Here is a 19,225-nt window from a genome sequence, read left to right on the forward strand (position 1 = left end):
CAAAACTTTCATAAGCAGATTATTATCTTCGAATTCATTTTTTTTAAATAATATAAAACCATAATAAGAATTTTAAGAAATATGTCATATCCAATTTGCCGAAATAATAGATATGGTGTTATTAATAAAAAAAAACCAAGTTATACTACCTTTTAATTATGATAATACAAGTAATTTTCAAAATGTTTTAAGGATAATAATCTCTTAACAAATGAAGGTATTGATGCCTACAAGGATAAAAGAACTTAGAAACAAGATTTTACCGATCGATATTCAAGGAAGATACCACTGAATTTTTAGACTATTTTTATGATTATTGGTTTAATAAACAATATATTGAAAATTATCAAATTGATCCTGATTTAAAATTTTCTAAATTATGCTAAATACCCAAAGATTTTAGCGGTAATGCATTAGTCAACGATATTTTTATAATTCTGCTCTCCTAATTTTCCAAATCTATAATAAGTTCTAAGCTCATCAGAAAAAATTCGAATATCTTCTGTTTTAGTCTGAAGAAAAAAATATTTTTTATACTCTCCGTTTTTTTTATATATTTCGATATAATTTTTAACGCCATTTGATCTTTTGCGTTCCCAAGCACTTATATTACCATTAAATTTTCCACGAAAATAATCACTTAAAATACTTATTTTTTCAATTTCGTAAATTGAGTAAACATCTAAATCACAAGTGATTTTGTCAGAATCGATAACCAAATACCCACTAAAATTTCGATTAGCGGTTTCGCATTTAAAAAAATTACTTGTGAGAAAATAAAGAGAGTATGAAAAAGTAATTATTGCAACAAATATAACTAGTAAATTAAGGCTTTCTTCATATGTTGGGAATATTGATTTTGCAAAATTTAATAAAAATAGTAGTAACCATAAAAATAATGCTATCAATAAATTCTTATCAATCTCAAATGAATTTTCTGGTTTATATATTTGTAGTTTTTTCTCCATAGTTTCTTGGCTTAGCATCAGCATTATTGACTAACGTCTCTCTTTTAGAGCGAGTTTGGGACAAAATTAAGCACTTTTTGTTGACAGCTAATTTTTTTTTTAGAAATCAAATACCCAAATCGCTTGTCGAATTTGTTAACTTTATTTTATTTTGTATTTTGGTTAATAGATTTTATTTGAATTGCCTAGTTATTTTTCTAATGATTTTTCCAACAAAACTTCTTTTTTTCGTGACATAAAATGAGGTTAAAATCATTTGTTCTTTTTCTAAAATTAGTACACCTAAGTCTATTACTTTATTATTCGTACTTATTTCAATTTCTTTCTTCTTAAATTCAATTCCTCCAAATAATAATGTAATTTTTTCGTTTTCTACACTTGGTAAGTATTTGATTTTAAAATCTCCATTTTCGTTTGTTGTTGTTCCGATTTTAGTTCCTTTGATGATTACATAAACGTAAGCATCTGTTAAGTTCGTTTTAGAAATTGAATCATAATATTCAACTTTACCATTTATTGAAATAGAATCATTAGTTATTTCAAATTGTTGCATTATTTGTGTACTATTTCCGTTGTCGTTATAAACTTCATTTGATAGATGTTTTTCAGTCGTTTTATTCTCAGAATTAGCAACTGTAGTTGTAGCGATTAAAGTTGTCAATCCTATAGTTAATGGGATATTCTTCTTTGAACGTTTAATTTCTAACAATTGTTCAGGTAAATAGTACCCACAAGTAGAAAGATTAGTTTCGGACATTTTTAAAGCTATTTCGCTAAACGACATTTTAGAAAAATCTACTATTGATTTATCACATTTCTGACACAAACGACCGATTTCATTCGGTTCCATTTCGTTCCAGTACATATCACATTTTTTTAATCTTTTGAGACTATTTTTAAAATTGTCTAGTTCCATTTCTTGATTTTTTTACCTTACAGATTGCTTACATATATTTGATAAAATCAGACAAAATAACTTAATTATGAAAGACTAACGTCGTAATTGATTTAAACCAAATATATGATAATTCTTTATAACTCATTAAAAGGATTTTATATTTATTGACTGAGATTGTGGCATTACAGTGCTGACATTGATTACAAAACGGAGTGTTGTAATTGGAAATTATAGGTGAGTAATGAGAATAATTCTTTTTTTTTATTGTTTAACCATAAAAAGTCCGTACATTTGCACCCGAAACAACGCGGGATAGAGCAGTAGGCAGCTCGTCGGGCTCATAACCCGAAGGTCACAGGTTCGAGTCCTGTTCCCGCTACTACAAAGAGAACTTTTTTTTAAGTTCTCTTTTTTTATGTCCTAAGATCAAGGATTTACACTACTTTCCTATTTTTATTTTTTTAACTTTCTATTGTTCTGGATCAGGTTCAAAAGTTGTGTTTATGCAAAAATGTTAGTTAATCTAAAGAGGAAGAATTTAAATATCAAGACGAATCTTGTGGGACAAATGCAGTTTAGTCTTGCCATACATCAATTTCTATAACTCTTTCGTTTTCAAATTTTATGATTAAACTTCCAGTATTAATTCCAATTTTACTGTAACCAAGATAATATGTGAATTTCTTTTCTGTTGAAAAATCACTGTCAGGTTTTCCAAGTAAATTAAAAATTTGATTTTTAGACATCCCAATTAACTTATAATTATTCCGCAAACTATTCATCATGTCCCAACGCAATGACATGTTGTCTTCAATATTTAAATTTGCATTTTTCCATTTATAAGGGTCAAATTTTTCTCCAGAAATTTTACCGCTGAATCCTAAAACGCAAATAAACACTGTTACAATGACAATTATAAAAATATTATTTTTTTTCATTTAATTACTTATGTTTTAAATTGCCTATAAGATTCCCTTGAAACAAGTTGTTGAGACTAAATTAAGCCTTCTTTTCGGAATTGTGTATACATTCCAATTATAAGACGATTTTTAAATTAGACCAAATGTCAAAATCTAATATAGCAAGTGTTATTGGTTGGTTTTGTTAAAATTATGATTCTAACTGTAATTTTGTAAATTTCCGTTGGGGAATTCCAAATTTCAAGTTTCTGCTTCGCAATCAAAAGTTACTCATTGATGATAGGAGGAGGAACTGGAAACATTTTATCAAATTCATCAAATTTTATTTTTCGATCTATCGTTTTGAGTTGTTTGTAACTTTGTAAACGATCGATGCATTCTTCAAATTTCCAAAACTCTCCTGGTCCTTTACCACCATGTAACATTAATCTTTTATTGTCAATTGAAAAAGCTATCGTTGTTCCATCTTCTATTTGGTTATTTGAAATGACTGAATCTTTGATAGGGAACTTAAGTTCACATATTAAACTATCTAATATTTTTTTCTCATCCTGTTCGAGTATAAAATAGCTTAATACTTTTTGTTGAAATGGATTGTCGTTTAAATAGTAAACTGTATCTGAGGAGTTAAATTTTAATCTATAAAGCGTTTTGATATTTCCTTTTGAATAAGTAAAATTTGTGTAACAATTTTTCTTATTCTCTTCACAACTGCAGAGTAAAACTAATATTATTATTATTATTGTAAGAAGTTTTTTCATTTTTAAAATATTATTTTTTACCAACTATTATTTTTTTTAACTATTTTAATTTGAGTAATTTAAATCTGTTTATTCTATGCTAACTTATTTATTTATTTATATATATGTGTAACAATATTCCTCAAATTATTCAAATTAGGGTAGATATGTGTCATGAATTTTAAACATTATTTGTTTCACATATATTAACTATAAATTATCAAAATATCTTTTATTTTATTGATGCTTTTTTATACTTATAAAATTGACGATACAAGAAATAAAATAGAAAAAAATTAGATGCGCATTATAAAATATTATAATCTAAGACAATCTAGTTAGATACTTAAATGCTTCCCACTACTAACACAAAAGCTTCAGATTTCTCTGAAGCTTTTGTGTTTACATTAGTTTTTATAAATTGACATAAATACAAGCTAGACTACTAAAAATTATGTACTTTTCTTATTGATTTAGATTGCAGTGCGAAGTTAGAAAACAATTGTCGTTTTTATTTATTCAACTCTTTTTCAATTTCTTTAATAAGTTCAATTGCTCTTGGCTTTGTGTTTTTATCATAAACCCTTATGTTATTGTTACCTAGTTTGACAAGAAATTCAACTGTCATTTTGAATTTTGGATCTGAATATAACTCTTGTTCTGATTTATCTGCATTTTCTATCATTTTATCAAAACACTTAAATAAAAATTCATTGTAATATTTATCGACTTCGTTTATTGCTGGTACAAATATTTGGTAATAATTTAAGATTTTTTGTTTTAATTTTTCGTCTTCAATATATCCAATTTTACCACTTGATTTAAAACCTTCATAATTACCAATGTTCATTTTTGGTCCATGTGAATAAATTGGAAAATTTACTTTATTATTAGATTTATAAATACTGTCAAGTTGGTGAGTAGTTAGTGTTAAAATTTTTTCATAGTCTATGTTAGACTTTTTGTATGCTTCCTTTTCAATTTCAATGTTTTCTACATCATTTTGCAAATCATTCTTTAAATTTTCAAGAAAAACTGACACTTCTTCTTGTTGATGTCTGTGTTCGCTCCAACTGTGTAGCGATATTGAAAGTGTTACGGCAAAAACGATTATAAAAATTTCTATGATTATTTCTTTCGCTTTCTCTCCCAATGTGTGTTTAGAATTTTTAACAGTTTTATAAATTTTTCCTGAATGTTTCGTTATTTCTTCTTGCATAATTTTTTGATAAAAATATTTTTTGATTAGTTTGTTTTTACGACGGTGGTTATTTGTTGTTATTTTATCGAGATTTCTTTACTTTTAGTCACTTTAGGAATATAAATAAGATAATCATATCCTTTTATAACTCTCGATAAGTATGCATCATCTACTTTTAGCTTGTTTTGTAAAATTGATTTCTTTAGAGGTCTTAAATCGAAACAATACCATTGGTCATCTTTTAGTACATTTAGAAAAGATTTAAAACTAGTGTCATCACTTTCATCTTCTCCTTTTCCTATAAGCATTATATGCAACGATTTCCTAAAACTTGCCTCTTCAACATTAAGAACTAAGTTACCTATATCATATATATCAGTTTTCATTAATATGGTTTCACCTTTTGGTAGATGGACTGCACCAAATTTGAAAAGATTCTTTTTGTCTTTCCAATCAGGCAGTTGGTTTAGCAAGATATTTTTCATCAATTGAATCCTTAAAGGATGATTTCTATTAATATAAATCTCTCTACTTAACTTTAATGCCTCTATTTGTTTTCGCTCATTATCAGTAAGTTTTAATTTTAACAACAAATCTATTTTTTGAAGACAATCTTCGGATAATAGGTAGAATTTTTCAAGACCTTCTTTAGATGCAGCTAGTTTGGAGTTAAGAAGCATTTGCTCATATAGCTCTATTACTTTTTTATTTTTTGAAGTTTCTTTTAAAGTTGAAATTATCATTTGATCTGCAAAAATGCTAATTTGCTCGGCACCATATATTTTGGTATTGCGTTTAACTAAATCCTTAAACAAGTTAAATTCGGGTTGATACTCTAAGAAAGAAAAGTTTGTACTATATTGTTTAACAAAAAAATCAAGCTGTTCGGCAGATAGAGTCTTAACTTTTTTTTCGATTATATCTACTGAATATGGATCAACCTCAAGAAAATAGTTGTCAAACTTAACCTCATTGATAATAGCATTTGTGAAATAAGGAATTTCGTTTGTAAAATGACTTTCTCCCAACAAAACCGAATTAGATTCTTTTATTTCATTTAGCAAAATATCCCATCCTTTTCCCTGAAAAGAAGCGGTTTTATCATTTTGGAAAGGAAAACTATTCTTTTGAACTAAACTGTCAAGTAATACATTTTGAGAATAAATAAAATTTGCAATGAATATTGTAAGAAGTAAGAGTATTTTTCTTTTCATGTTGTATTATCTTTTTTTTGGGTTGTTATTTGTTTTTAAGGTTTTTGAAAATTGCTCTAACTTATTTATGATTGTAATAAAACCACATAAAACGTCCATAATTAGGGAAGATATATGTGATAAGTATTACATATTATTTATTTTCAAATATATAATTTTTCTATTATAAATTATTCAAAAAAGCTTTTATTTAGTTGGATGTTTTTGATACTTAAATGAATGTAGTTAAACAAAAAAAGCTTCAGAGTAATCTGAAGCTTTTTGTATGTGTGATTTATATTACAGAAGTAATGAAAAGAGAAAAATATTTTAAATCTGGAATTGGAAGCGAATTTTTTTGTAATAATAAAAGGTTCAATTTACCGAGATTACATGCATAAGCTCTTGTAAAACGTTTTAAATTCTTGTTGACATTAAGCGTATTTCTTTATTAATTTTTTCAGCATTTTCTTTTTTTGTAATTATAGTACCGTGAGTCCCATTAAGAATAAATTGTTTTCCGTTGGTTGATAGCTCTTTTAGTTCTTTCTGCATTTCGAACCATAATGAAACTTGCTTGTCAGGGTCAATCCCTTTTTTTCTATATCTTTCCTTTTGAGGTTCGTTATATTGTTCTGTTGCCGTAAAAACTAAAATTGGTAATGAATCTAAAGTAGTTGCTTGACCACTTCGAGAAAGAATAGCATCGTTGATGTCATTTTCTTTTAAGTTTCTACGATAAACTTCACCTGAATAAGAAGTAAGATTACGAGAACGAATATGGCAATCTTTTGGTAAACCATCATACATAAACTCTGAATTAACTACTTTATTATAGACTCCCAATATCCCCATGTCGGCAAGTATTGAAACAAATTTGAATAATTTAATTTGTTCTTTCGGGATTAGTTCTTTTTGTTCCAATCGCTTCCATTGTTCGGGATGACTCGAATCCAAGAAAACAAGTCCTTTTACTTCATCAGGATATAGGTCTCTAAATATGCGATTATAAGGGCCTCCCATAGAATGGCCTACTAATATATAAGGTGGTTTTTCTCCATTTTTTTCAAGTAATGCGTGTAATTGCTTGGCGTAAAATTCTGGTGTAATACTGTCTTTGCTTGATTCACTAAACCATTTTCCTTCCCTATCATAGCGTATAACCCTCATGTTTTTCTTTAATCCTTCTGCAATCCAATGAAACATATCTGTATTGCCACCTGCACCAGATTCAAGTATAAGGGTTGGCAAATCATTTTTATCTCCTTCTGCTATAATATGAAGTTTAGTTCCATTGACGTCAACTAATTTTCCTGGTGGAACAGGTTTTGAACTAAACAATCGATAGCATGCTCCTGATATTATCAGTAAAATTATAAGACCGGCTAAAATTTTACCAATCCACTTAAATGTTTTTAGAATTATTTTCAAAGGGTTGTTTTTTAATGTTATATAATATTTTATTGCTATAAAAGCTTTGGGATTAAATTATGTCTTATTTTCGGATTAGTCTAAACTTCTCAAATACAAAACTATTTTTGAAATAAGCCAAATGCCAAATCGCTTGTAGCAAGTGTTGGCTACAGTAACTAATTGAATTTTATTATTACTCCAAACTTATCTTCTAGTTTGTCTACTTTCTTATTAACTTTTTCTATGATGTAATTTGTGCAATGGTCAAAAAGGGCAAAGTATTTTTCATATTCTCCTACTGGAGATTTGAAAGTTATTGTTTGACTTAATACAATTTCATCTTCCATTTTTTTCTGAAAAACTACTGCAAGTTCAAAATCACTATTACCATTGTGCGCGATGTATTCGTTACGCATATTCATTAGAGCAGTGTGAATTTCTTTAAGTTTCGGCTCATTTTTGAAAACTTCTTTCGCATCTAGTGATACTTTTTCACTTCCAGAACTCGAAAAACATTTCGCATAAGAGAGAACAGAATTTTTAAACATTCCATGCGCCAACACAAATTCCTCAAAGTTATTAAAAGGTTTCTTTTCGTTAAATTTATTAGCAAACTTTAGCGAATGTTCAGCTTCTAAAATTTGCATAGATAAATTTGTCCAAGAATTTAAATAATGTGTTTCATCTTCACTGATGGCAAAGCCTTTATCTGTCAAGCTTTTTAAATTTTCTGAAAGTTCTTCTTTATGCATTGTTTGTAATTATTGTAGCTAACTTATCAGATATAACAAAATCATGCAAATAAACCTAATTTTTGGTAGGTAAAAATGATAAGCAACATACTTTATATAAACAAATGTATTGATAATTCTTTCTAAATCATCAAAAGTGGAATCTTGGACTTTAAAAGCAGAAATAAATTTTAAAGTAACCTTTTTTTAATCTACAATCTGACATTGATTCTAAACATGATATATTGCCTATTCTGGGCTTAAAGTTTTCAAATCATCGCAAAAAAGGCTCTAGAAATGTCTGGTTAGGGCTACTTAGATAAGCTTCAGCAAATTCAGAAGTTTTTTTATTTACTTTTGATTTCTTGTCGGGTATAGATCTCGAGTATAATTCATGATTTTATTTGCAAAAAAAAGACACAAACAATAAAACTATACAATTAAAAATGTTGATAGAAGCTTTAGAAATTATTGTACCACACGAAGAAAATAGAGAATACTTTAAAAAAGTACTTGAAAGCGGCAATTCTGATATTAATTTTTTCTTTGAAGAAGAAATCTACAAATTTGGATATAGTGATAGTAATCGATCCTTTTTATTTCAAGATAGGAAAGATATTTATGAATATGTATTTTATGATTTATTAACTGAGGAATACCTTATACCAATTCGCAAAATTCAGAATAAGGACAATCTTTGGAGTTCTTTATCGATTTTACTTATTAATTATGAAAGAAATGATTTGCGTAATAATTTAAACATCAATCTTTGCGATAATAAAGATTATGTATTTGATATAGCTAGATGTTCAAATATTTTGGAAGACGAAAATACAGTCGTCTACGAATTAAAAATTTATGATGAAAAATCAATTGGATTGGCTACTAAATTTGATTTTACTCGATTGAAAGAATTGCTTAAACTATCCAAATTGGAAATTAAGGAATAGAAATAGAAAAACAAAGCTTATTGAATAAAGTGATTATGTTCATTTTTTAAAATGGTCTCTATATCTATAAATCTGTATAGATTATTTAGGACTAGTCATAATTACAATAAATGTAAAAAAAATTAATTTCATGTAGTTTTGGTTTTTAATTTTTACGTTTGATTTTTTTAGCATTACAGATAACTTGTATATTCTCTTGACTTTCTAGCACATGATAAAGTTAAGTGTAAATTATTTATATCCCATATATTAAGATTATTACAATGTCTATCTCAAAGTAATTCTTTCAGTACTTTTTTACCATTTTCATTATTTGGATTTAATTCAATAGATTTTTGATACATCTTAATTGCATCCTCTTTTTTACCATTTTGAAGTAATGCTTCACCATAGCTATCATATATATTGGCGCTATTTGGAAAAATTAATGTTGCTGCAGCGAATGTTCGCAATGAATTATCGGTCTTTTGAAGTCTAAGAAATTGATAACCTAATCTATTAAAATCTCTCTCTGTTGCTTCATAACCACTTGAATTTTTTAAATATTCTTCGATTAAATGATTCGCTTTTTCCTTATTTCCAATTTCAAGTAAACTACCATATACTCGCGAAAGATTCTGTGAAGGCATTTTATAAGGTTTCTTATCTATCAAATTCAAAACTTCTGTGGCTATCATAAAAACAGGAGTTGCTGTATTAGATATCAAAATTACAGTATTGTTTTTAGTAATGTTATGCATTAAAATTGATGTTAGTCCAGAAATTAAGCCATCATGAAAAACTATTTTTTCGTTATTATCATTAGTAAATGTTTGCCAGCCCAAACAGTAAGCAATCTCTTTTTCATCAAAACGATAAGAAGCAGTTTTTCCATCATTGAGCTTTGATGGCGTGAGCGCTTCTTCTAATTCTGTTTTGCCTAAAATCTGATAACTAAATAATGCTTTTTGATAGTTTTGCAAATCTTGAGCAGTACTTACAATCCCACCATTTCCATAAAAATTGCTTTTCTCAGCTATTAAAAAAGGCTCTTTTAAGGTTTGAATATTTACTACGCTTGTCGAGTAAAAGTTTGGATACGTGTATAATTCTACTTGATTCGGCGCTTTTAGCTTTCTGTTTTTTGGTAGAAATGAATCTTTCATTTTAGCGGGGCCGAAAATATTTTTTTCCAAATATTCTCCAAAACTAATTCCAGCTATTTTTTCAACTATTAATGCTGCTATACAAAAGTTAACATTGTTATATTCCCATTTGTCTCCTGGAGCAAATGAAAGTTGTACTTTATTATCGATTAAGGCAGGTATAATATCTTCGTTAGAAAAGATTTTTTCAGGATTTTGTTTTATTGCATTATCAAATAGATGATATTCTTGCCCCAACCCAGAAGTATTGCTTAATAGGTTTTTAATACTAACATTTGGATAAGGAAAATCCAGAAGATATTTTTGGACAGGATCTTCAATGTTCAATTTTCCTTTTTGTTTAAGTTGAAGTATCGCTACTGCAGTAAACGTTTTTGATACTGATGCAATTGGAAATTGAGATTTTTTATTGATTTTTTCTTTCTTATCTGCATTAGAATATCCATAAAAAATTGAAAAGATATTTTCTCCTGATTGTGAAACTAAAACACTGCCGTAAAAAAGATCATTTTTAGCAAGTGTTGAAAAGAAATCTTTTATCTCTTGTCCTGAGATACTACATGTAAAAAGTAAAGCTGTTAAATAGAGAAATAACTGTTTGTTCATTTTGATTGATTGATTGATTGATTGATTTGTAAAACGAAAATAATATAGTATTATTTCTTACGTGTTCGTTATTATTTAATTTTTATATTTTTCCAAGTAGTTGTTGCCCAATCAAGATCATTTACTTCGTCAAAATATATAGCAACTTGTATTACTTCTTTGTCAATGATTGAAAATCCAAAAAGTACTGAATACGTTTTTTCATCATCATTCTCTTCGATTAAATAGCCAATTCTTATAACATCACTGTCGGAAAAGTCAAATTTAGCTAACGTTTTTGAATTTGTTTGGTCTCTATTTTCAATATCTTTACTGTAATCAAGTTGTAATTCTTGCTTGTTTTGATCTGAGTTCCAAATGATAAGTCTTATAGATTTATCTCCAGTTGTATAATATAAAGTTCCGTCTTCTTCAATCGAACGTTCAAATAAATTATTGATTTCAATTGTCCAATCTTCTGTTAGTCTATGAGTAGTGATATAATCATCCTCGATATCAAAATCTGTCACTTGATACCATTCGCTACTAGCATCACTTCTTTCATAAACAGAACCAACTCCTTTTAATAATATATCTTGAATTGAAGGGTCAATTTTTAGAATAGTGGAAGGATTGTAAATTCCAACATTATCCGGATTATCGTTATATTCTTCTGTTTCATATCCTGTAAAAATTCTCCAACCGCTATCTTCTGGTCGAGTTCTTTTTTCACGATACATAAATTGTGGTTTGATATTTTCATCAACTACCATTTTAGAAACCATAAGTCCGCCAATAGGAGGGAAGTTATCGAAATTATTATCTTCTTTGTTTTCTTTTTTTTTGAAAAATTTCATCATTACTAATAGTTTTTTATTTTGTAAAATAACTAATTTGATATATTACCAACCGATTGGTTTGCAGTTAAATATATTGATATTGATAAGCCTTTTTTTGTTTTCCAATTTCCTAAACTTGACGTTCTTGTGATTGATCTTCCAAACAATTGGCCACTATATCGAAAAGGTTCATCTGTATTGTCATTATCAGGAATATATTCTAATGAAATGAAAAATGATTTTGCTAATTTTACATCATAATCAGATATATCAAATTTGTTCCAACCAGTTTCAATATCGTGGGTCAAAATTATATTTTGTTGATTTATATTTTCAAAAGGTAAGTTGTTTTTTATACTATAGAAATTTATTCTAAACTTGGCAGTTTTGACTTTTACATTAAATAAATTAACACTTAAGCTTTTAATTTTTATTGGCTTATTAATGTTTATTTCTTTGGCAAATTCTTGAATATCTTTATTCTTGTCATTATTGACTCTAACATAACCTGCAACCATAGAGCTATACGATTTCGTACCAATAGCAACTTCTTTGATTTTGTCCGATAAAATAACAACTTCTGATAATTCATTGATACTTTCTTCAAGAACAAATTGGCTTATTTTATTCGCTATTACATCTGTGATTTTAATTTTAAATTCGTTGTATCCTACATATGATATAGTTAAAGTATCTCCTAGGTTCTTTTCAGGAATGTAAATTGAAAAAAGACCGTTTTCGTCTGAAATCGTTCCTAAATCTTTGTCCTTAATTCCGATATTTGCAAATTTTATTTTGTTATTATTTTTGTCTAAAATTTGAGCACTTATTTTTGTTTCCTGACCATAAAGGAAATTGATATTTAGTAATACTACGATGATAATTCGATACATTTTCATTGTTATTTATGCTCGTTTTGGTTAGCAATATCGTTCGATTTCAGTTTTAATCTATTTTCTTCAACAATCTATAATAAATAACGTTTCCTTTTCCATCGTCCAAGCTCATTATTAAATTTCCTTTCTTTAGGAATTTGTTCACATCCTTTGCGAATAAATTCACACCCCATTTTTCTTCATAATCTTTAATTTCTTTATTATCAATACTTATGAATTGACCGTCTAATTTATAATTTGGAGTTTTTTCAAATGGTAAAGCTGTAAAGATTTCATTTAATTTTTTAGAAGTATAATCATAATCATTGTCAGACATCATAGAATACACTTTTCCATTTTCATAAAATGCAAACCATTGATATTTTTGAGGCCAAGGATCTACTTGATTTATATTTTTAGCATTAGGGATTTCTACTTTCTTCCAAAAACCTAATAATTCTTCTAATTTTGGTGGCCCTCCAGCTTCGGATTTATTTTCTTGCGCATATATTGAAATTGAAAATAAGGTCAATAAAAGCAGCAATGTTTTTTTCATGTTTGAATTATTTTTAATCATTTAGGTGTTTAGTTTTTAAAATTACCGCTTATTATTCAAAGTTTTCTGCTTTATCCATTGAATCGAAATATCAAAAGGTGTTGTATCATTGTCAAAAACTGTATTGTGTCCTAATTTAGAAAACAAAGTATATTCGAAAGGTTTGCCTTGAGCTTTCAATGTGTTTAATTGCTCTATACACATCTTTACTGGAATCTGAATATCTTTTTCACCAAAAAGCCACAGTCCTGGAATTGAAAGAGTATTAAGAGAGCTTTTGGGATCAGTTGCTGTAAATTGATAACGGTCTGCATCATTTTTGATATGTTCGCGAGCTGCTGCTTCTGTATTATTTTCCCAATAATTATTATTTCCATTAGTATGAAACTGAAATCGAAGTTGTTCTAGAGTCGTAATTGTTGGGCAACTAAATAAAACCATAAATTCTATTTGTGGATTTTTCTCTGCTGCAATTGGAATTATCCATCCAGCTTGACTAAAAACAACTAATCCGATAGGTGTTTTTTTATCTTTTAAATAGGTTCGAAATGTATTTACTGCTGCATTTGCATCTTGAGATAATAAATTGAGATTTGTAGTATCAATATTATTAGTACCAACAGTTGGTCCTACATATACGCCGCCAGATTCTCCAACGCCACGTTTATCGTATGTCAATACTGCGATTCCTTCTTTGGCAAGACGTTTAGCAAACTCCATTTCTCTTTTTACAGGATCAGACCCATGAACAATTACAACTGCTGCAAATGGTTTTTTAGGCGTTAAAATCGAGCCTGCAAGAGTTACGCCCTCACTTTGAAACTTTACATCTTGAATGGTAAAATCGTCCGATTGAGAAAATACCATTTCTGGTAAGGTTACCAATAACAACAAAAGAAAGAAGTTAGAAATAAAGGTAATGTTCATTTTAGTTTACTGTAAAAATTGCGTTAGATTTTTAATTTTGAATTAACGTTGCTCATAACTTGAATATATGTGAGAAAATTACACAAATTCCCTCGTTTTTTGTAGATAAGTATGAAAAAAGCAATACTTTAATCTGAATCAAATGTATTGATAATTCTTTATAACTTATCGAAATGGCTTTTAATTTGTTAGATATTTTTAGTACTCAAATAAGTGTTAATTGATGGTTTGTTACTAGCCATAACTAATTTGAATCAAGAGTTAAAATAAAATCCTATTATTTCTCTGATTAGACCTAACAGGTTTTAAAAACCTGTTAGGTCTTCTTTTGAAACAATTAATTATTTATCTAACAGCTGATTCGCATAATTGAATAATTTATTTTTGATTATTCAAAAAAAATGAGAAAGACATTAATACATTTTTAAAATTAATTTTTTACTCTCAAATAATAATTATGAAGGAATTACGCAACTAAATGAAGGATAATTGAAAACTAAACTGATTAGATAAAAAAAATTCGGATTTCATTTTATAATAATTAATTTTATTTTCTAAATAGGTAAAGTTTTAAAGCCTTCCAAAGATCTTTTAGCTGCTCCAATTTTGGTTTGAAACAACTTTTTATCCTTGATATTCGAAGCTACAGTGCTAAATTTGGCTTTAGCATCTTTAGGAATATCAATTGTTTTTCTTGTTTCTACTGTTTGTTTCATAATTACAACTTTTGTAAGTAAATTTATTCAAATATACATACATATACGAGGAACAGAAGATCCGAGCGATTGTGAATCGTCGAAGTAATAGCAACTAGTAGATTGACTAACGAGGAATACTTTGCGTTAGTTTATTGCGGAGATTCTTCGTGCCTCAGAAAGTCAAGATTGTGGTTAAAAAAAAGTGTACTTTAGTGGTGATTTAACTTTTTTCTCCTATAATTTTAAATCTTTTCCAACGGTTCTAAATGCAAATTTTTTAAAAAATCTTTTGCTGTTTCTATTTTTTTTGGAAACAAAACTCTTTCCTTCAATTTAGAAGAAACTAATGATAAAAGTGCCGTTTCAGATACTTTTATATTCTCATAGGTTTTTATATTTTTATTTTGCATAAGACAAATGTATTACTTTTTTTTCAACAACAACGACATTAAAGTGGTCTTTGTATTTTATATACTCTTCTAGTTATGAGTTATTGAACTCATCTTTAAAGCCACCATAGAAGATATACTCTTTAATTAAATCATGATAATTTTTATCTACATATTTCTTGTAAATTCTTAATCTTTGATTGAATTTACGACATTTACTATTGATACACTTTTTCGTTGTACAATTTTGTTTGCATTTATGTAGAAATTCGTCTGTACTATCACTTCCTTGAATTATAATTTTATCATTAGGGAACATTTCAAAAAACTTAGGAATACTACTTAAAACTGTTTTAAAAACGGGATATACATCACCATTATTAGAGATAGTATCATCGACTACTGTATCATTTTCTGAATCATAATTTCCGAAAGCTAAATTATAAATATTGCAATTTTCATGTTTTTGCACGTATTGATAATCTATAATTTTAATTATTTTTTTACTGCCTTCACTAATAAAAAAATATCTTAAATATTCATTTTCATCATTTACGCTTTCTGAAATATTATAAGTATTAGAATTTAAATTCATGTATAATAATTAAATAACAAATATATAAAAAATCTTTAAGTTTAAAATTGAAAAGTAATTTTCTTGTTAATTATAACTTATTAAATTTATTAATTACAGATATGTTTTATGAAACTGTTTACGTTAATATTTATTATTATTAATATTTGTTTAGAATAGCTGTGAGAAATCTGAAGTTTTTATGTTGTATTTATTTTTATTAACTTAGAGCGAAGTCAGGAAAGATTCATACAGCGCTTAACAAGATCACTTGGTCAAGGGAATTAATATTAGAAACAAACAATTAAAAATATGGAAAAATTAAATCAATTAAAGTCTTATGAAATTGAAATGGATTCTTTATTTAGAGATCTATATGAAGAATTTAATACTACTCCTTTTCTAAAAAGAGTAGATTTACCTAAAGTTAGAGGCATATATGTCTTTTATGAAAATAGAGAACCGATTTACGTTGGACGTACAAATAATATTCGTTCAAGAATTCAACTACATACAAGAAAAAGTTCTGGTAGTGAAAGTGCCAGTTTTGCTTTCAATCTTGCAAAGAAAGAATATCCGAAAAATGAAAAACCAATGAAAAGAAAAGAATTTATGCAAATCGACGAATTCAAAGAAATTTTCATAAAACACAAATTAAATTTATCTAACATTGAATATAGATGCATTGCTGTTGAAAATGATATTTTGCAAACAATGTTTGAGCCTTATCTTGCTTTCAAATTAGGAACATATCCAGCAAACAATACTTTTGAAAATCATTAAATTTTAGCTGAATTAATAAAAAAATAAAACCAATCAGTTCAATCCAATAATAGACAATATCTTGGTAATTTAACTTAATCCTCCAATCGGTATTACTCTTATAAATTTGATTTTTTAATTGGTACTTGTCTGAAAAATTGTATTTTTGTCTAATGCACAATTTAGTAACCAATTATTTGTGTTGTACGATATCAAATTCAGCTGTATCATACATAAACGTTACTTTTCTTTATTCTTAATTATTATCTTTGAACTATGAGTACACAAATAAAACCGAATCATATAGGACGAAAAATAAGCCGTATTCGTGAACTGAAAGACATGAAACAAGAAGCTTTAGCACAGGCAATGGGTACAAACCAGCAGGCTGTGTCGATAATAGAAAATAGTGAAGTTGTAGATGAAGCTAAATTAATTGAAGTCGCTAAAGCTTTGGGCGTAAGCGTTGATGCAATTAAGAATTTTTCGGATGAAGCTGTGTTTAATTACTTTAATAGTTTTTATGACAATAGTCAAGGTACTGTAGGTAATCATCATTGCACTTTCAATCCGCTTGATAAATTAATGGAATCTCACGCACAACAAATCCTACTTTTTGAGCGTTTGGTTCAAGCCGAAAAAGATAAAGTTGATTATTTAGAAAAATTACTAAAAGAGAAATAATCTTTTACTGAAATATATTAATTCCAAGAGAGAAGCTTTTACAAGTTTCTCTTTTTTTATATGGTATTGTAATCTGCATAACGGTTAAAAACCTCATTAATGAATCCTAAATATTGATAAAGAAATAAATAAGCTCTAAAATTGATTTTAATCGAAATCTCTTTTTTATTTTTGCCAAATGTTAGAAATTCTTTACCAAGACGAATATATTATAGCAATTAATAAACCTAGCGGATTGTTGGTTCATAAATCATTTTATGCCCGCGATGCAAAAGTTTATGCTATTCAAGAATTACGAAATCAAATAGGAGGGCAGCATGTTTATCCGGTTCATCGGCTAGACCGAAAAACTTCTGGTATCTTGTTATTTACTTTGGATAAAGAAGTTCTGAAAATTATGAATGATCGTTTTGCTACTCGCGAAGTCGAAAAAAAATATTTAGCAATTTTACGTGGTTGGTCACCCGAGGAACTTACGATAGATTATGATTTAACCAATGATGATGACGTTACACAAAATGCGATAACATACTTTCATCGGTTGCAAAATACCGAAATTGAGTTAGAATTTAACAATAAACCAACTTCACGTTATTGTTTAGTAGAAGCAATTCCCGAAACTGGACGTATGCACCAATTGCGTAAACATTTTAAACATATTTTTCATCCCATTTTAGGAAGCCGTCCACATGGTTGCAACAAACAAAATAAATTGTGGTTAGAAAACTTTGAGCTGAAAGGTATGATGCTTCATGCACATCAGTTGATTTTTAATCATCCGATAACAAATGAAAAAGTGATCTTGAATGCTAAGGTTAATGAAGAGTTTAGCAGAGTAGGTACTATTCTTAATTTAGATTTGAGTAAGTATCAATAGAATTTTGATTTATAAAATGCTAATCATTTATTTGATTGCTTCTGGCTACTTATAATTATGAATCAATAAACTGGACGCTTATCTTTTCATTACTTTTAGTAAATAGTTTAGATTGACGGATTAAGATAAAAAACAGAAATATTGTGTTATTGCAGCTGTTTAATTAATTATTTTTATAAACTAATTTGTATCGTTTACTAGGACGAAAAATTTTAATTACAAATAATGAGGCACATCTATCTTTTTTTAGAGTTTTATAAAAGTACATTATTAGCAAATATGATTCTTTCGTCGTTTTCGTTACTATTTGCTTTAAAAGCCTCCTCATTTTGTATTGTTTTTTGTTCGTTTGGTCTTATAGCAAGTATTATTTATAACGAGTACTTTTATAGACCAATTTTTTATTTTTATTACAATAATAGTTTGTCAAAATCCCTTTTATACTTACTGGTATTCCTATTTAATGTTTTAATTTCAACTATTATTTTGGTTTTATTTTATGGTTAATTGCTTAGAGATTGATAGTATTGTTAAAAATTATGGGAGTAGAATTATCCTTTCAGATATTTTTTTAAAATGTGAGACAGGAGATATTGTTGGTCTTTTTGGCAGAAATGGCGCAGGGAAATCAACTTTGTTTAAAATAATTTTCGGAACTGAATCTGCAGAACATAAACATTTGAAGATTAATGGCGAAATTCATCAAAAACCATATTTAACAAAGAATACGATAAGTTATCTTCCGCAGTTTAATTTTCTTCCGAACAATCTCACTGTAAAAAAAGCAGCTTTACTTTTTTTAGAAATTACCGCTACTGATTTGTTTTTTACTGACCCATTTATAGAAAAAATTGTATCAAAGAAAATTAATAAACTTTCAGGTGGAGAATTAAGGTATTTTGAAATAAAATTGATTCTGGCTCAAAAAAGTAAATTCGTAATTCTAGATGAACCATTTATGGGTTTGTCTCCAATAATTATTGAGGAAGTCAAAAAAAATATAATCGAATCTTCTAAAACAAAGGGGATAATTATAACAGATCACAGTTTTGCAAATGTTTTAGACATTAGCACAAAAAGATACGTCATTAAAGATGGAAGGTGCAATTTTTTTCAGCATGAAGATGAATTGATTAAATATGGCTATCTCTCTCGTAACCATTCTAAAATTGAGTATTAGAAGTCATCGTTATTATTTGTGGAAAGAGGAAAAAATTAGAATCACAAAAAAACAAAGCTCCAGATTTCTCTGAAGCTTATTTTGGGAATATAATTTATAATAATTTCGAATCTTACTTCA

21 protein-coding genes and 1 tRNA gene are annotated in these 19,225 nt (G+C 27.7%); 6 read left to right on the forward strand and 16 right to left on the reverse strand.

What is annotated here, in order from left to right; all coding sequences use genetic code 11:
• Positions 1-413: 413 nt before the first annotated feature.
• Both QWY99_RS09315 and QWY99_RS09320 read right to left on the reverse strand, forming a co-directional pair.
• Positions 414-968 (reverse strand): hypothetical protein, encoded by a 555-nt coding sequence (locus QWY99_RS09315; RefSeq protein WP_290264083.1) that lies wholly within the window; start codon positions 966-968, stop codon positions 414-416.
• Between the two features lie 172 nt (positions 969-1,140).
• Positions 1,141-1,884, reverse strand: coding sequence for a carboxypeptidase-like regulatory domain-containing protein (locus QWY99_RS09320; RefSeq protein WP_290264084.1), 744 nt, complete (start codon positions 1,882-1,884; stop codon positions 1,141-1,143).
• Between the two features lie 288 nt (positions 1,885-2,172).
• On the opposite strand from QWY99_RS09320, the gene QWY99_RS09325 reads away from it, so the two are divergent.
• Positions 2,173-2,245 (forward strand) — tRNA-Met (locus tag QWY99_RS09325).
• 196 nt (positions 2,246-2,441) lie between these two features.
• On the opposite strand, the gene QWY99_RS09330 is transcribed toward QWY99_RS09325, so the two are convergent.
• The 6 genes from QWY99_RS09330 to QWY99_RS09355 all read right to left on the reverse strand — a co-directional run bounded on the left by QWY99_RS09330 (position 2,442) and on the right by QWY99_RS09355 (position 8,085).
• Positions 2,442-2,804 (reverse strand): hypothetical protein, encoded by a 363-nt coding sequence (locus QWY99_RS09330; protein ID WP_290264086.1) that lies wholly within the window; start codon positions 2,802-2,804, stop codon positions 2,442-2,444.
• A gap of 248 nt (positions 2,805-3,052) precedes the next feature.
• Positions 3,053-3,547 (reverse strand): hypothetical protein, encoded by a 495-nt coding sequence (locus QWY99_RS09335; protein WP_290264089.1) that lies wholly within the window; start codon positions 3,545-3,547, stop codon positions 3,053-3,055.
• A 490-nt stretch (positions 3,548-4,037) separates the two neighbouring features.
• Positions 4,038-4,745: a DUF6090 family protein gene (locus QWY99_RS09340; RefSeq protein ID WP_290264091.1), complete on the reverse strand. Its 708-nt coding sequence runs from the start codon at positions 4,743-4,745 to the stop codon at positions 4,038-4,040.
• 59 nt (positions 4,746-4,804) lie between these two features.
• Positions 4,805-5,941, reverse strand: a complete 1,137-nt coding sequence (locus QWY99_RS09345; protein ID WP_290264093.1) for a hypothetical protein — start codon at positions 5,939-5,941, stop codon at positions 4,805-4,807.
• A gap of 396 nt (positions 5,942-6,337) precedes the next feature.
• Positions 6,338-7,351 carry an alpha/beta fold hydrolase gene (locus QWY99_RS09350; protein WP_290264096.1) on the reverse strand — a complete coding sequence of 338 codons (1,014 nt, stop codon included), beginning with the start codon at positions 7,349-7,351 and terminating at the stop codon, positions 6,338-6,340.
• A 158-nt stretch (positions 7,352-7,509) separates the two neighbouring features.
• A complete protein-coding gene (locus QWY99_RS09355; RefSeq protein WP_290264098.1) occupies positions 7,510-8,085 on the reverse strand; it encodes a hypothetical protein in 576 nt (191 codons plus the stop codon).
• Positions 8,086-8,510: 425 nt separating this feature from the next.
• Here QWY99_RS09355 and QWY99_RS09360 point away from each other — a divergent pair, with 425 nt between their 5' ends.
• Positions 8,511-9,014, forward strand: coding sequence for a hypothetical protein (locus QWY99_RS09360; RefSeq protein WP_290264100.1), 504 nt, complete (start codon positions 8,511-8,513; stop codon positions 9,012-9,014).
• Between the two features lie 272 nt (positions 9,015-9,286).
• On the opposite strand, the gene QWY99_RS09365 is transcribed toward QWY99_RS09360, so the two are convergent.
• From QWY99_RS09365 to QWY99_RS09400, 8 genes are all read right to left on the reverse strand, one after another.
• Positions 9,287-10,765 (reverse strand): serine hydrolase, encoded by a 1,479-nt coding sequence (locus QWY99_RS09365; protein WP_290264103.1) that lies wholly within the window; start codon positions 10,763-10,765, stop codon positions 9,287-9,289.
• 71 nt (positions 10,766-10,836) lie between these two features.
• Complete coding sequence (locus QWY99_RS09370) at positions 10,837-11,604, reverse strand: DUF2185 domain-containing protein (protein WP_290264105.1); 768 nt, start codon at positions 11,602-11,604, stop codon at positions 10,837-10,839.
• Positions 11,605-11,633: 29 nt separating this feature from the next.
• Entirely contained in the window at positions 11,634-12,476 is an 843-nt protein-coding gene (locus QWY99_RS09375) for a carboxypeptidase-like regulatory domain-containing protein (RefSeq protein WP_290264107.1), read from the reverse strand.
• A 52-nt stretch (positions 12,477-12,528) separates the two neighbouring features.
• Entirely contained in the window at positions 12,529-13,014 is a 486-nt protein-coding gene (locus QWY99_RS09380; RefSeq protein ID WP_290264109.1) for a hypothetical protein, read from the reverse strand.
• Between the two features lie 42 nt (positions 13,015-13,056).
• The gene (locus QWY99_RS09385) at positions 13,057-13,941 is read right to left on the reverse strand and encodes an alpha/beta hydrolase (protein ID WP_290264111.1); all 885 of its coding nucleotides are present in this window, start codon (positions 13,939-13,941) and stop codon (positions 13,057-13,059) included.
• A 554-nt stretch (positions 13,942-14,495) separates the two neighbouring features.
• The gene (locus QWY99_RS09390; RefSeq protein WP_290264113.1) at positions 14,496-14,657 is read right to left on the reverse strand and encodes a hypothetical protein; all 162 of its coding nucleotides are present in this window, start codon (positions 14,655-14,657) and stop codon (positions 14,496-14,498) included.
• A 224-nt stretch (positions 14,658-14,881) separates the two neighbouring features.
• Positions 14,882-15,049 (reverse strand): hypothetical protein, encoded by a 168-nt coding sequence (locus tag QWY99_RS09395; protein WP_290264117.1) that lies wholly within the window; start codon positions 15,047-15,049, stop codon positions 14,882-14,884.
• 73 nt (positions 15,050-15,122) lie between these two features.
• Entirely contained in the window at positions 15,123-15,623 is a 501-nt protein-coding gene (locus tag QWY99_RS09400) for a DUF6934 family protein (RefSeq protein WP_290264120.1), read from the reverse strand.
• Positions 15,624-15,914: 291 nt separating this feature from the next.
• On the opposite strand from QWY99_RS09400, the gene QWY99_RS09405 reads away from it, so the two are divergent.
• From QWY99_RS09405 to QWY99_RS09420, 4 genes are all read left to right on the forward strand, one after another.
• Complete coding sequence (locus QWY99_RS09405; protein WP_290264123.1) at positions 15,915-16,385, forward strand: GIY-YIG nuclease family protein; 471 nt, start codon at positions 15,915-15,917, stop codon at positions 16,383-16,385.
• 255 nt (positions 16,386-16,640) lie between these two features.
• The gene (locus QWY99_RS09410) at positions 16,641-17,048 is read left to right on the forward strand and encodes a helix-turn-helix domain-containing protein (RefSeq protein ID WP_290264126.1); all 408 of its coding nucleotides are present in this window, start codon (positions 16,641-16,643) and stop codon (positions 17,046-17,048) included.
• A gap of 178 nt (positions 17,049-17,226) precedes the next feature.
• Positions 17,227-17,925 (forward strand): pseudouridine synthase, encoded by a 699-nt coding sequence (locus tag QWY99_RS09415; protein ID WP_290264128.1) that lies wholly within the window; start codon positions 17,227-17,229, stop codon positions 17,923-17,925.
• A gap of 499 nt (positions 17,926-18,424) precedes the next feature.
• The gene (locus QWY99_RS09420; protein WP_290264130.1) at positions 18,425-19,105 is read left to right on the forward strand and encodes an ATP-binding cassette domain-containing protein; all 681 of its coding nucleotides are present in this window, start codon (positions 18,425-18,427) and stop codon (positions 19,103-19,105) included.
• The last annotated feature ends 120 nt before the right edge of the window (positions 19,106-19,225 follow it).

The organism is Flavobacterium branchiarum, from assembly GCF_030409845.1.
GTDB classification, from domain to species: domain Bacteria; phylum Bacteroidota; class Bacteroidia; order Flavobacteriales; family Flavobacteriaceae; genus Flavobacterium; species Flavobacterium branchiarum.